Genomic DNA, 13,085 nt, shown 5'->3' with positions numbered 1-13,085 from the left:
GGTCACCCAGTCGCGGACTGCGGTCGAACACCCCAATGGCGCGTAGGCCATCCCGTGCACGACGCATATCCGCCAGTCCTGCGGGGCGAAATGTGGTGGACTGCGGACATGACGATCACCCAGCAGGACAAGGCAAAGATCTTCAACTCACTGCACGCCGAACGGGCGCCGCTGGTCCTGCCCAACGCCTGGGACTCGGCCAGCGCACGGCTCGTCGAGGACGCCGGGGCGACGGCGGTGGCGACCACGAGTGCAGGCGTCGCGTGGAGCCTCGGTGCCGCCGACGGCAACGCGCTCGACCGATCGCTGGCCATCGAGCTGATCGCGCGCGTCGCCGCCGCCGTCGACCTGCCGGTCACCGCCGACATCGAGAGCGGTTTCGCCGAAAACCCCGACGGCGTCGGGGAAACCATCCGCCTGGTGCTGGACGCCGGCGCGATCGGCGTCAACATCGAAGACGGTGTCGGAGCGTCGCTTCGCCCGGTCGACGAGCAGGTCGCGCGTATCGCCGCTGCACGCGCGGCGGCCGACGCCGCGCAAATCCCGCTGTTCATCAACGCGCGCACCGATCCCTTCCTCCGTCCCGTGCACGACGATCCGGCAGAGCGGTTGCGCGATGCCATCGCCCGCGCGGCCGCCTATGCGGAGGCCGGCGCAGACGGAATCTTTGTTCCCGGAACGACCGATGTCGCGGTGTTATCCGAGCTGGCGACGAACATCCAACGGCCGTTGAACGTCCTGGCCGGTCCGGGCGCGCCAACCGTCGCGGAACTGGCCGAGGCCGGAGCCGCTCGCATCAGCCTCGGCGCAGCAGTGGCGCAGGCCGCATATGCCGTGGCGCGCCGGGGAATCAGGGAAGCGCTGGAGCACGGCCGCTACGACACGATCGCCGACGCGGTGGACTACTCGGACCTCAACGCCCTGTTCAGCAATTGACCTGTTCGGGTAGCGCACTGACACTTTCGACGCAAACCTACCGCCGTCGCGAATTTCGCGCGGTTCGAGTGAACCTCCGCCGTCGACAGGCGTCCAATGAACAAATGGACGTTGCACTAGGAGGTCAGGTCGTGTTGCACAACTCCGTGCGAGTGCTCGGTTCGGCGGTGGCGGTCGGCGCCGCGCTGCTGCTTTCGGCTTGCGGTCAGCAACCACCGCCGCCGAACCTGGCTCAACCCGGTGACATCGGCCACCGTCCCATCGTGATGGACAGCCCGACCGCGTCCGCCATCGCGTCCACAGTGGAGCTTCCCGCAGCGCAAACCAAGACCGCGACCACGACGAAGACGACCGAAGAGCAACCGGCGCCCCAGCAGCCGGCACCTGAGAAGCAGTTCTACGCCGCCACGTACGTCGACGGCACGAACCAGAAGCTGGTGCAGCAGCCAAGCGAATTCATCCACCCCAACGTCACCGGCGAGCACGCCAGCGAAGTGAAGCTGATGAACCTCGACTGGTCGAAGTGGGGCGAGCACGGCGCCGTGGGCTACGGCAGCGCGTACATCACCGGCGGTGGCGGCCCACCCGAAACCGTGAACGGCGTGCAGTTGATCCTGGACAACCCGAAGATGCACAACGGGAAGATGCAGTACACGCACTACCTGGTCGTCTGGCCGCAACAAGACGCCCCTGACGAAGGCCAACTCCACACCCTCTGAGCCCGTTGCACGACAGGTGGACGGCGCCACCAAGCGAGTTGCCCGAAGGCGCCCTCCACCCAGTTCGAACCGCCGGGACGGTCACGCTGTTTCGTGGACGTGCCGGGTTTCCTGGCGACGGGCCTCGGCGCCGGTGGCGATCGCAGCTGTGAGCCACTGGCGGGGCAGGCCGAAGGCCGTCACCAGGCCCACCGCGTGCGGGCGGAGCTGGCCGCACAGCACGTTGAACGCCTCGGTGATCGCCTTTCCAGCGACGCGGCGTGATCCGCTCGTGCTCCAGGAACCAGCCGCTATCAGCCTCGATGTTGGACAGCACGTACAGGTCGCACACCTTGTTCAGCAACGCAGCGGTGCGCCGGTCGCGGCAACGTTCGATCGCCGCTACGAACGCCTCCAGCACGATGCGGTCCGCGTGCACGCGGGCGGCGCGCAGCACGTGGTCCTGCGCGTTGTTGAAAACCTCGAAGGCGTTTTCGCGGTTGGCCTTCCTTAGCCGGCGGCCGAGCCCGTCGAGGACATGCCGCTCGCGGTCGTCAAACAGCTTCAGCTGCCAGCCGCGGTCGAGGATGTCTCCTTGCCCGAGCCGTCGATGATCCGCTGCACCAGGGAAGGCGTCGCGGTCCGCTCGATCACCGCACCGACGAACTGGTCGGCGACGAACTTGCGGAGCACCGATCAGGCGGCGAGCTCGGCGGCCTTGGCAGCGACTCGGCTGCCGTAGCACTCCGCCGCCCGGAGCTTCGGCGTCGGTTGGGCCCGACTCGCTGCCGAAAGCTCCCGCGCCGTACGGGTTTACCGCCCGCCGCGTGGATCGCGTCGTCGGTGTATCCCGGCGGCACCAGGACCGAACCCCACTCGGGTCGCCCTTCGCTCGAAAACTCGCCAGGGTCAGGCGACGACGTTGACCAGGCGACCTGGGACGACGATGACCTTGCGCGGGTCCTTACCGTCCAGAGCCGCGACGATCTTCTCGTCCGCCAGCGCCGCCGCCTTCACCGCGTCCTGGTCCGCCGAGGCCGACACCACGACCCGGGACCGCACCTTGCCGTTGACCTGGATCGGGTACTCCGCGGTGTCCTCGACCAGGTACTCCTCCTCGGCCTCCGGGAACGGGCCGTGCGCCAGGCTCCCGCCGTGGCCCAGCCGGGCCCACATCTCCTCGGCCAGGTGCGGCGTCAGCGGCGCGACCATCAGCACCAGCGGCTCCAACAGCGACCGCGGAGTGCCCGCCGCCGACGAATAAGTCTTGGTCAGCCGGTTGTTGAACTCGATCAGCTTCGCCACAGCGGTGTTGAACCGCAGCTCCGCGTAGTCCTCCCGAACCCCGGCGATGGTCTTGTGCAGCGCCCGCAGCGCCTCGACGTCCGGCTGCTCATCGGTCACCCGCAGCTCACCGGTGTTCTCGTCGACGACGTTGCGCCACAGCCGCTGCAGGAACCGGTGCGAGCCCACGACGTCCTTGGTCGACCACGGACGCGAAGCCTCCAACGGCCCCATCGACATCTCATACAGCCGCAAGGTGTCCGCGCCGTAGGCGTCGGCCATCTCGTCCGGGGAAACGGAATTCTTCAGACTCTTGCCCATCTTCCCGTACTCGCGGTTGACCTCCTGGCCCTGGAAGTAGAACTTCCCGTCCCGCTCCTCCACTTCCTCGGCGGGGACGTAGACCCCGCGCGAGTCGGTGAAGGCATAAGCCTGGATGTAGCCCTGGTTGAACAGCCGCCGGTACGGCTCCTCCGACTCCAGGTAGCCCAGATCGTGCAGCACCTTGTGCCAGAACCGGGAGTACAGCAGGTGCAGCACCGCGTGCTCCACGCCGCCGACGTACAGGTCCACGCCGCCCGGGTCGTTCGCGCCGTGCAGCTCCGGGTGCTTGCCCATCCAGTAGCGCTCGTTGGCCGGGTCGACGAATCGCTCGGAGTTGTCCGGGTCGATGTAGCGCAGCTGGTACCAGCAGGAACCGGCCCACTGCGGCATCACGTTGGTGTCGCGCTCGTAGTGCTTCAGCCCGTCGCCCAGGTCCAGCTCCACCTCGGCCCAGTCGGTGGCCTTGGCCAGCGGCGGCTCCGGCTTGCTGTGGGCGTCCTCCGGCTCGAAGGTGCGCGGCGAGTAGTCCTCCACCTCGGGCAGCTCGACCGGCAGCTGATCCTCCGGCAGCCCCAGCGGCACGCCGTCCTCGCCGTAGACGATCGGGAACGGTTCGCCCCAGTAGCGCTGCCGCGCGAACAGCCAGTCGCGCAGCTTGTACTGCACGGTGCCGCGGCCGTGGCCGTGCTCCTCCAGCCAGGAGATGATCGTCTTCTTCGCGTCGTCCAGGCCCAGCCCGTTCAGGTCCAGGCCGACGTCCGGGTTCGCGGAGTTGATCCGCGGCCCCTCACTGGTGTAGGCGCCGCCCTCGAAGTCCTCCGACGGCTGCACGGTGCGGACGATCGGCAGGCCGAAGACCTCCGCGAACTCGTGGTCGCGGGTGTCCTCGCCGGGCACCGCCATGATCGCGCCGGTGCCGTAGCCCATCAGCACGTAGTCCGCGATGAACACCGGGATCTGCTTGCCGTTGACCGGGTTGGTCGCCCAGGCACCGGTGAAGACGCCGGTCTTCTCCTTGTTCTCCTGGCGGTCCAGGTCGGACTTCATCGACGCGGCCCGCCGGTACTGCGCGACCGCCTCCGCCGGGGTCGCCGCGCCGCCGGTCCAGCGGTCGTCGACCTCGGCCGGCCACGCCGCCGCGGTCAGCTCGTCGACCAGCGGGTGCTCCGGGGCCAGCACCATGTAGGTGACACCGAACAGGGTGTCCGGGCGGGTGGTGAAGACCTCGATGTGGTGCGCCGAACCGTCCAGCGGGAACACCACGTTCGCGCCTTGCGAGCGGCCGATCCAGTTCCGCTGCATGGTCTTGACCTTGTCCGACCAGTCCAGCCGGTCCAGGTCGTCGACCAGGCGGTCGGCGTACGCGGTGATCCGCATCATCCACTGCTTCAGGTTGCGGCGGAACACCGGGAAGTTGCCGCGCTCGGTCAGCCCCTCGGCGGTGACCTCCTCGTTCGCGACCACGGTGCCCAGGCCGGGCGCCCAGTTCACCGGCGCCTCCGACAGGTAGGCCAACCGGTAGGAGTCGATGGTCTTACGCTGCTCGGCGCGGCTGAGCTCGGGCCACGGGCGGCCGTCAGGGGTGGCGCGCTCGCCGGTGGCGAACTGCTCTTCCAGCTCGCTGATCGGCCGGGCGCGGCCCTTGCCGCCGTTGGCTTCGGTGTCGTACCAGGCGTTGAAGATCTGCAGGAAGATCCACTGCGTCCACCGGTAGAACTCGATGTCGGTGGTGGCGACCCGGCGGCGCTCGTCGTGGCCCAAGCCCAGCCGACGGATCTGGCCCAGGTAACGCTCGATGTTGGCTTCGGTGGTGGTCCGCGGATGGGTCCCGGTCTGCACCGCGTACTGCTCGGCGGGCAGGCCGAACGCGTCGAAGCCCATCGTGTGCAGCACGTTGCGGCCCAGCATCCGGTGGTAGCGGGCGTAGACGTCGGTGCCGATGAAGCCCAGCGGGTGGCCGACGTGCAGTCCGGCGCCGGAGGGGTACGGGAACATGTCCTGGACGAACAGCTTGTCCGCCGGAACGTCGCCCTGGAGTGGTCCGGCCGGGTTCGGCGCGTGGAACGTGCCGTGCTCGTCCCAACGGCGCTGCCACCGCTGCTCGATCTCGGTCGCCGTGTCCGCCGTGTAGCGGAACTGCGGGACCTCTTCGGAAACCCCGGTCGTCGAGCCCACTGCCTGGCCACTCATCGCGTTGCGTCCTTCCCTGACTTTCTCGCCCGAACCGCGCGGGTCGTGCCTGCCTAAGTGTGCCGCCTGCGGAAAATGGAAAACCCCCCAGGCCCTACCGGGCATGAGGGGTCGCCGCGTTGACGCCTGCTAACGGACGTTCAACGCGGCCTCGCAAGAAGCAGTCTCGCACTCACGGACTCCAGGGTAGCCGAGATCACTTCACGGGCCAGCGTGATTTGTCCGCGACGGTGCTGGCCACACCGAAGGATGTTCACAGATTCGCGCAACACACTGCGCGCTTGACCCTTGGAATACTCGATGATCTACTGGTGAAGCACGGCAACTCTCGGCCGCTGATCTCAGGGCGCCGCGAACCGTAGAAAAAAGGAAAGCCCCGGGCGGCATGCGCACTAGCACAGAGGCGAACCCGGGGCGTACGTGTTCGAGGCTAACACACACCGACCGCCGCACTTGGGGGAAATGATGTCGGGCGACTCCGCCGAATGGGTGCTCAAAACGCTGTCGCCCGCTCGAATGACGCCGTATCTCGCAGCGACCGCCGACGACGTGGAAGCGGCGTTCCGCGTGTACCAGTGGAACCTGGCAGTCTGTGCCGCCTTCTACAGTCCACTGCACTGGCTTGAGGTCGCGCTTCGCAACGCCATGCACGAAACGCTGCGGGACCACTTCGGCCGCGAATGCTGGTGGGAAGTCGCGTCTCTCGACCGCAATGGATGGGTGAAGATCCACGAGGCCGAAGCCAAGCTCAAGAAACGGCTCGACCTGGAGGGCCGTGCCATGACGGCGGATGACATCGTGGCGTCGTTGACCTTCGGCTTCTGGGTTTCCCTGGTCAGCCGTGGCGCCGGTTACGACCGCAAGCTGTGGGTGCCCGCGCTGCACCGCGCGTTTCCGAACTTCTCCGACCGGCGCAGGAAGTTGCACGACGAACTGAACCCGGTGCGGCACTTCCGGAATCGGATCATGCACTACGAGCCGATCTTCAACAGGCGCCTCACGGACTACCACAGCCACATCTACCGGCTGCTCGGCTACCTGTCGATCACGCTCAAGGTGGAGACCAGGCAATTCGACCGCGTTCCGCAGGTGCTCGCCCAGCGGCCCGATATCGGTGGTGCGCAATGACCGATCGGCTGTCCGCCAGCGAAATCGCCCGCGCCGCAGGGGTCGGGCGCGCCGCCGTGAGCAACTGGCGCGAACGCAACTCCGACTTCCCAGCAGCGCAGGGCGCAAGCTTCTCCACGACGGAAGTCGCCACCTGGCTCGACAAGCGCCGCATCCCGCGCAATGCGCTGCGAAAGGACGAGCCGGGAGGCACCAGCTACGGTGATCGCTTCCGCCGTGCGCTGGGTCTTGCAGACCGCGAGTCGGCACCTACACGCCGCCGCGAGCAGGCTCGACACGGTCTCACCGCAAAGGCGTGGCAGCTGATCGGCGAGGGACTTCGAGATCAACGCGGCGCCGCTACGACCGCCAATTACCAAGAACTCATCCTCGCCTTGCTGTATGCGCGGGAAAGCGGCGCATGGCAGTCGATTCACGAGGAAGCCGAACCCGCTGATCACAAAGCGCTTCCAGTGCTACTCGACAAGCTCGCGAATACCGATCCGCTGCTCGCCGGGCTCCGCTTCAGCCGCGAAGTCAATCCTCTCTTCCTAATCGGGCTAGTCGACGGCCTGAACGAACTCTGCGGCCATGAGCAGTCGGCTGGCAACCGAAGAGCTGCGGGGCTACTCGACGACTTGCTCAACGAGTTCTCGCCGTTTCGGATGACGAGCGAGTTCCACACACCACGGTCGATCGTCGTTCTCGCCGTCGAGATCCTCGATCCGGCCAGCACTGACACCGTCTACGACCCGTGCTGCGGCGATGGGGCACTGCTGGTAGGCGCTGTTGAACATGCCATTCGGCGAAACCCGAACGAACCGCTCACGGAAATCACCGGACGCGCCCTTTCCCCGGTTTCCTGGCGGCTCGCGAGCATGAACCTCGCCCTGCGCGGGGTGGAGCCCGACCTGGGCGATGGTGCTCGTGGCGTGCTCCGGCAGGACATGGATCGTGACCGAACGTTCGACGTGATCATGACCAATCCGCCTTTCGCCATGCGGGACTGGGCGGATCAGCCGCACGATCCGCGCTGGCGTTACGGCACACCACCGCGTAGCAGCGCAAACTTCGCGTGGATCCAGCACGTTCTCGACAAGCTGGCGCCGGGCGGTCGGGCAGCCGTGGTGATGCCACCTGCCGCGTCCTTCGCTGGCGGAGTGGAAGCCGAGATCCGACGGCAGCTGATCGACGCACGAACGGTAGCGGCAGTGATCGAGCTACCCTCGGGTCTCTTTCGCGCCACCGGGATCCCCGTGCACCTGTGGCTGCTGCGGGCTGCGGGCGAATCCGGTGATCGTGTGCTCCTCGTCAGCGCCAAGGACCGCGGCCACGCCAAGAGCAGAAACCTGCAGGAGTTGGCAAACGCGGACATCGACGAAATCGTCGCGGTCCACCAGCAGCACTCCCAGGGGGAGAACGTTCTCAAACCGGGGTTCGCCCGCTCCGTTAACATCGCGGAGATCGGTTATCAGGACTACCAACTGCAGCCGGGGACCTATCTGGCCAGCCCGCAGGCCCGGTTCCAGCCGCCGAAGCTCGCTGCTGCCGTTTCTGAGCAACAGCAGCAGCTGTCGACCTTGACACACCGCGCGGCGGCGCTGAAGGACCTGGTCGCTCGCCAACTCGAGCGCGTCGACCTGGCGAGCCTGGCATCGAGAAACAGCCATCCGGCTTTGCCAACAGTGTCGCTCGGCGAGATCTGCGACGTGTTAGCCGGGCCCAGCGGCATGCTCCGCGAAATCCCCGCACATGAGCACGGGGTACCGGTGCTGACTCCCCGCAGCCTGCGAAGGAACCGGCTGGTCCCCGGCGGGTCGGAGCGTGTCGACCCGGTCGCACGTGAGAAGTTGGCCCGCTATCTGCTCAAGGCCGACGACGTGCTGTGCGTGCGCACCGGCACCATCGGCCGGACCGCACTCGTCACCGCTGAGCACGAGGGGTCACTGTTCGGTCCCGGCTTCCTCCGGCTGCGGCCCCGTGCGCCGGAATTGAGCAATCGCTACCTGCTCCACTACCTCGCGACGGAATGGGTGCAGGACTGGCTGAGCCAGCACTGCGCGAGAACCACCGTCCCGAGCTTGAGTGCCAAGACCATGCGGCAATTGCCGGTCTGGCTGCCTCCGCTGGATCAACAGGAGTCGATCACCGAAATCATGTCCAGCCTCGACGAACAACTGGCGCTGCAGGACGAAGTAACCGACATCACAGAGCGGCTCAAGCACTACCTCGGGCAGCTCATCGGCACCGGCTACTTCCCCCTACGCGACTGAAACCCAGGCCTACTTCAGGCCAACGTGATTACCTGCGTGGTCTGGTTCGGGGCGAAGTTGTCGTCGCTGACCAGCACCAAGCTTCGCCGACCATCCGGCAGCAGCCGCGATCCCTTGGCGGCCGTGCGGCAGCGTCGCTTCACCGACCAGCCGAAGCCCCCGCTGGGCGTCGCAACGGCGGGCGCGGCCGGTAGGACCACCCGCGAGCGCGGCCGCCAGCAGTCCGGTTGGGACAGCAATCTTCGCCATGGCCGACAGCACACCTGACCTGGGTGTCGGGCAGGTAGCAAGCAGGCGAGGCTTACGCTGTCGGAGTGCTCGCTGTACAGGTGATCCTCTGCGCTGTCCTGGTCCTCGGCGGAGCGGCGCTGCTGTTCCTGGGCTTCCGGGGGCTGCGGGGCCAATTGACCCGCAACCGCTACGTCGGTGTTCGCACCCCCGCCGCCATGCGCAGCGAGGACGCGTTCGAGCTCGCCAACAGGGCCGCGGCACCCGCGATGCTGGCCGGCGGCGCGATCGCGGTGCTCGCCGGTGTATCGCTGCCGATGCTGGCCGCCACTTCCAGCGTCGTGATGGTCGCGGTGTTCGGACTGATCGGCGCCTTCGCGCTGATGACTGTCGGCGGAGTGGTCGGCAACCGCGCCGCCGAATCGATGCCCGCGCCGGTACCCGCCACCGGATGCGGTGGCTGCGCTGGCGGCTGCTGCGGCGTGCTCAAGCAGAACTGATCTTCCGGGAGACACGGCACGGCAATGCGCCGCGCGGTCACACGTTCGTGGCAACGTGGCGGTCATGCTGAGGTGCACCCGCTTCCGCGACGGCCACCCCGAGGACATCCCGAGCGGCGAAGCGCTCGATGCTCTGCGTGCCGTGCCGGACGACGCCTTCGTCTGGCTCGAGGTTCCGCCCGCGCGGCTCGACCTGCTGCACGAAGTGGCGCAGCTGCTGGACCTGCCCGCGCTGGCCGTCGAAGACGCGGTCCGGGCGCACCAGCGCGCCAAGTTCGAGCGCTACCCGGGCTGCGCGTTCATCGTCCTGAAGATGCTCGACTACGCCCAGCACGCGTCGGCGGTCAGCACCTCGGAGGTGATGCTGTTCCTGACCGACCGGGTGCTGGTCACGGTGCGACACGGCGATCAGGACCCGGCCACCGAGGCCCACCGGCGCGCCGCCGAACGGCCAGACCTCCTGGCCCTGGGGCCGCATGCCGCGGTGTACCTGCTCGCGGACGTCGTGGTCGATTCCTACCTCGCCATCGCGGCGGAACTCGGCAAGGACCTCGTCGCGCTGGAGCGCCGGGTCTTCGCCCCGAACCGGGACGACCCGACCGAGGACCTGTACTCGCTGAAGCGGGAGGTGCTGGAGTTCCGCGACGCCGTCGAGCCGCTGGTGCCGGTCGCGCAGCACTTGATCCAGCCGGGCAACGGCGAGCCCGGGCTGCTCGGCCAGCACTTCCGCGATGTTGCCGACCACGTCCTCCGGGCAGGGCGCGAGGTCCGGTCCTACGACGAGCTGCTCAACTCGGTGCTCGCCGCCCAGTTCTCGCGGGCCGGGCTGTGGCAGAACGAGGACATGCGCAAGATCTCCGCATGGGCGGCGATCGCGCTGGTACCGACCATCGTCGGCGCGATCTACGGGATGAACTTCGAGAAGATGCCGGAGCTGCACTGGTCCTTCGGCTACCCGGCGGCGCTGCTGCTGATCATCGTCCTCTGCTGCGCCGTCTACGCGGGCTTCCGCCGCAACGGCTGGCTCTGACCTGTCCACTCCGAACCTGTCCATAACTCTGTGGATAACTCCCAGATCTGGGGATAACTCACCCGTCCATCCACAGAGCCCGCAGCACCGCGCCCCTTGAACAAGCAGGCAAGCGGCGCCGCTTTCTCACAATGAGCCGGGGATCCCGGACCGAGAAGGCGTCCGAGGTTCCGCTACCCGCACCGCCTCGCAAAACCGAGCCGAGTGGCTCCTCAGTTGAGTTTCACGTCGCCGGGGTGGGTCGCGAGGAATGCCAGCGGGGGGCCTTGGCGGCGCAGGACCCGCCCCCAGAGCTCGGCGCCCGGGTCGGCGATGACGTCGTCCGGCAGGGCCGGGACGACGATCCAGTCTCCGCGTTCGATCTCGCCGGCGAGCTGGCCCGGCTCCCAGCCGGCGTAGCCCGCGAAAAAGCGGAGGCCGCGGGCCCGGGGGACCAGTTCGTTCGGGTCGCCGTCGAGGTCGACCAGGCCGACCGGGCCGCGTACCCCGACCATGCCGGCGATCGCGCCGACGTTCTCACCCGCGCGCAGCGTCGCCAGGCAGATCGCCGTGCGCTGTTCCACCGGCCCGCCGACGAACAGCGATCGCGGTTCGCTCGCGTGCTGCCCCCACTTCGGCAGCACGTCGTGCACCGCCACCTCGCTTGGCCGGTTCAGCACGACGCCCAGGGTGCCCTCGGCGCGGTGGTGGATCACGTAAACCACCGTCCGCCGGAAGTTCCGGTCCAGCAGCTGTGGGGCAGCGACGAGCAGCGTCCCCGGTTCCACGTCCGCGTCTGATCCCACCATCGCATGATCTCACTGGATTGCCCGTCCACGAACCAGCTGAGCGAAACCACAAGTCCCACAGCCCGCCCGGCCGATCGAGAAGCAGTATCAACAACTGCTCAACAACAGGGCGTCACATCAAGAAATACGAGTCAGTATTATTAAAACCGTCTGAGCTGCGATGGAAGAACTCGCAACCGAAACGAGCGGGCGCAGGCGCAAGGCTCAGGGGACGTCGAGGCCCTGTTCACGGGCCCAGCGCAAGAGCTCCTCGACGGCGTCGTCGTGGGACATCGGGCCGCGGTCCAGGCGTAGTTCTTTGAGGTGCTTCCAGGCCCGGCCCACGACCGGGCCCGGCTCGACCCCGAGCAGCCGCATGATCTCGGTGCCGTCCAGATCGGGCCGGACCTTCGCCAGGTCCTCCGCCTCGGCGATCAGCGCGATGCGCTCTTCGAGCTCGTCGTACGCCTGCTGCAGGGCCGTCGCCTTGCGCTTGTTGCGGGTCGTGCAGTCCGCGCGCACCAGCTTGTGCAGCCGGGGCAGCAGCGGGCCCGCGTCGTTGACGTAGCGGCGGACCGCCGAGTCGGTCCACTGGCCGTCGCTGTAGCCGTGGAAGCGCAGGTGCAGGAACACCAGGTCGGCGACGTCCTTGGTGACGTCCTTCGGGTACCGCAGCGCACGCAGTCGCTTGCGGACCATCTTCGCGCCGACGACCTCGTGGTGGTGGAAGCTCACCCCGCCGCCCGACTCGAACCGGCGGGTGGCCGGCTTGCCGATGTCGTGCAGCAGCGCCGCCAGGCGCAGCACCAGGTCCGGCTCGCCCGCCGGATCGGCCGACCGCTCCAGGTCGATCGCCTGGTCCAGGACCGTCAGCGAGTGCCGGTAGACGTCCTTGTGCTGGTGGTGCTCGTCGATCTCCAGCTTCATGGCCGGCACCTCGGGCAGCACGTGGTCGGCCAGTCCGGTCTCCACCAGCAGCTCGATACCGCGCCGCGGGAACTCGCCGCACAGCAGCTTGGACAGCTCGGCCTGCACCCGCTCTGCGGTGATCCGGGCGATCTCGGTGGCCATGTCGGTCATCGCCGTCACAACCCGGTCGGCGGCGGTGAAGCCGAGCTGGGAGACGAAGCGGGCGGCACGCAGCATCCGCAGCGGGTCGTCGGCGAAGGAGTCCTCCGGCGCGGCCGGGGTGTCCAGCCGCCGGTCCACCAGGTCTTTCATCCCGCCGTGCAAGTCGATGAACGAGCGGCCGGGCAGCTCGATGGCCATCGCGTTCACGGTGAAGTCGCGGCGCACCAGGTCGCCCTCGATGGTGTCGCCGAAGGCGACGTCGGGGTTGCGGCCCACGCGGTCGTAGGTGTCCGCGCGGAACGTGGTGATCTCCACCGTCGTGCCGCGCCGGTACGCGCCGAGCGTGCCGAACTGGATCCCGGTGTCCCAGATCGTCTCCGCCCAGCCGGTCAGCAGCTCGCGGACCTGCTCCGGTCGTGCCTCGGTGGTGAAGTCCAGGTCGGTGCCCAACCGGCCCAGCAGTGCGTCCCGCACGCTGCCGCCGACCAAGTACAGCCGGTGGCCCGCCGCGGCGAATCGCTGCGCGAGCTCCTCGGCGACCGGTGCGACCTTCACCAACTCCACGACGGCGTTGCGCTGCGCTTGGCGCTCCCGGGCCTGCAGCTGCTCGGCGGGCGTGGCGGAGTCGTGGCGTGAAGGAGAGGACACGATTTACCAGGATATCGGCCGCTCGGCCC

12 protein-coding genes and 1 pseudogene are annotated in these 13,085 nt (G+C 67.9%); 7 read left to right on the top strand and 6 right to left on the bottom strand.

Features of this window, described 5'->3' with window-relative positions; all coding sequences use genetic code 11:
- The first annotated feature begins 108 nt into the window (after positions 1-108).
- Positions 109-936, top strand: coding sequence for an isocitrate lyase/PEP mutase family protein (locus tag ACWDKQ_RS01215; protein ID WP_450136742.1), 828 nt, complete (start codon positions 109-111; stop codon positions 934-936).
- Between the two features lie 131 nt (positions 937-1,067).
- On the top strand, positions 1,068-1,655 hold the full coding sequence (locus tag ACWDKQ_RS01210; RefSeq protein ID WP_450136741.1) for a hypothetical protein: 588 nt from the start codon (positions 1,068-1,070) through the stop codon (positions 1,653-1,655).
- A gap of 81 nt (positions 1,656-1,736) precedes the next feature.
- On the opposite strand, the gene ACWDKQ_RS01205 is transcribed toward ACWDKQ_RS01210, so the two are convergent.
- From ACWDKQ_RS01205 to leuS, 4 genes and pseudogenes are all read right to left on the bottom strand, one after another.
- Positions 1,737-1,877: a hypothetical protein gene (locus tag ACWDKQ_RS01205; protein ID WP_450136740.1), complete on the bottom strand. Its 141-nt coding sequence runs from the start codon at positions 1,875-1,877 to the stop codon at positions 1,737-1,739.
- Between the two features lie 88 nt (positions 1,878-1,965).
- Positions 1,966-2,196: pseudogene (locus tag ACWDKQ_RS01200) on the bottom strand (acyl-CoA dehydrogenase); the annotation flags it as partial.
- A 2-nt stretch (positions 2,197-2,198) separates the two neighbouring features.
- Positions 2,199-2,327, bottom strand: coding sequence for a hypothetical protein (locus ACWDKQ_RS01195; protein ID WP_450136739.1), 129 nt, complete (start codon positions 2,325-2,327; stop codon positions 2,199-2,201).
- Between the two features lie 216 nt (positions 2,328-2,543).
- On the bottom strand, positions 2,544-5,432 hold the full coding sequence (gene leuS, locus ACWDKQ_RS01190) for a leucine--tRNA ligase (RefSeq protein ID WP_450136738.1): 2,889 nt from the start codon (positions 5,430-5,432) through the stop codon (positions 2,544-2,546).
- A 465-nt stretch (positions 5,433-5,897) separates the two neighbouring features.
- On the opposite strand from leuS, the gene ACWDKQ_RS01185 reads away from it, so the two are divergent.
- The 5 genes from ACWDKQ_RS01185 (at position 5,898) to ACWDKQ_RS01165 (ending at position 10,570) form a co-directional block, all read left to right on the top strand.
- Complete coding sequence (locus tag ACWDKQ_RS01185) at positions 5,898-6,560, top strand: hypothetical protein (RefSeq protein ID WP_450136737.1); 663 nt, start codon at positions 5,898-5,900, stop codon at positions 6,558-6,560.
- Positions 6,557-8,812, top strand: a complete 2,256-nt coding sequence (locus ACWDKQ_RS01180) for an N-6 DNA methylase (RefSeq protein ID WP_450136736.1) — start codon at positions 6,557-6,559, stop codon at positions 8,810-8,812. The genes ACWDKQ_RS01185 and ACWDKQ_RS01180 overlap by 4 nt, the downstream gene beginning before the upstream one ends.
- Before the next feature lie 36 nt (positions 8,813-8,848).
- Positions 8,849-9,079 (top strand): hypothetical protein, encoded by a 231-nt coding sequence (locus tag ACWDKQ_RS01175; protein ID WP_450136735.1) that lies wholly within the window; start codon positions 8,849-8,851, stop codon positions 9,077-9,079.
- Positions 9,080-9,126: 47 nt separating this feature from the next.
- Positions 9,127-9,540 (top strand): SdpI family protein, encoded by a 414-nt coding sequence (locus ACWDKQ_RS01170; RefSeq protein ID WP_450136734.1) that lies wholly within the window; start codon positions 9,127-9,129, stop codon positions 9,538-9,540.
- A 64-nt stretch (positions 9,541-9,604) separates the two neighbouring features.
- Complete coding sequence (locus tag ACWDKQ_RS01165; RefSeq protein ID WP_450136733.1) at positions 9,605-10,570, top strand: magnesium and cobalt transport protein CorA; 966 nt, start codon at positions 9,605-9,607, stop codon at positions 10,568-10,570.
- Positions 10,571-10,782: 212 nt separating this feature from the next.
- Here ACWDKQ_RS01165 and ACWDKQ_RS01160 read toward each other — a convergent pair whose 3' ends face one another.
- Both ACWDKQ_RS01160 and ACWDKQ_RS01155 read right to left on the bottom strand, forming a co-directional pair.
- Positions 10,783-11,358, bottom strand: a complete 576-nt coding sequence (locus ACWDKQ_RS01160) for a YqgE/AlgH family protein (protein WP_450136732.1) — start codon at positions 11,356-11,358, stop codon at positions 10,783-10,785.
- A 204-nt stretch (positions 11,359-11,562) separates the two neighbouring features.
- Entirely contained in the window at positions 11,563-13,011 is a 1,449-nt protein-coding gene (locus tag ACWDKQ_RS01155; RefSeq protein ID WP_450136779.1) for a CCA tRNA nucleotidyltransferase, read from the bottom strand.
- Positions 13,012-13,085 lie beyond the last annotated feature (74 nt).

It is taken from the genome of Saccharopolyspora sp. NPDC000995, assembly GCF_053599315.1.
This window is presented reverse-complemented; position numbering and strand designations above follow the sequence as displayed.

What these genes read in the sequence shown, in the direction of transcription:
- ACWDKQ_RS01215 (WP_450136742.1), top strand. Translation starts at nt 109, where the DNA reads ATGACGATCACCCAGCAGGACAAGGCAAAGATCTTCAACTCACTGCAC.
- leuS (WP_450136738.1), bottom strand. Translation starts at nt 5,432, where the DNA reads ATGAGTGGCCAGGCAGTGGGCTCGACGACCGGGGTTTCCGAAGAGGTC.
- ACWDKQ_RS01180 (WP_450136736.1), top strand. Translation starts at nt 6,557, where the DNA reads ATGACCGATCGGCTGTCCGCCAGCGAAATCGCCCGCGCCGCAGGGGTC.
- ACWDKQ_RS01185 (WP_450136737.1), top strand. Translation starts at nt 5,898, where the DNA reads ATGTCGGGCGACTCCGCCGAATGGGTGCTCAAAACGCTGTCGCCCGCT.
- ACWDKQ_RS01165 (WP_450136733.1), top strand. Translation starts at nt 9,605, where the DNA reads ATGCTGAGGTGCACCCGCTTCCGCGACGGCCACCCCGAGGACATCCCG.
- ACWDKQ_RS01160 (WP_450136732.1), bottom strand. Translation starts at nt 11,358, where the DNA reads ATGGTGGGATCAGACGCGGACGTGGAACCGGGGACGCTGCTCGTCGCT.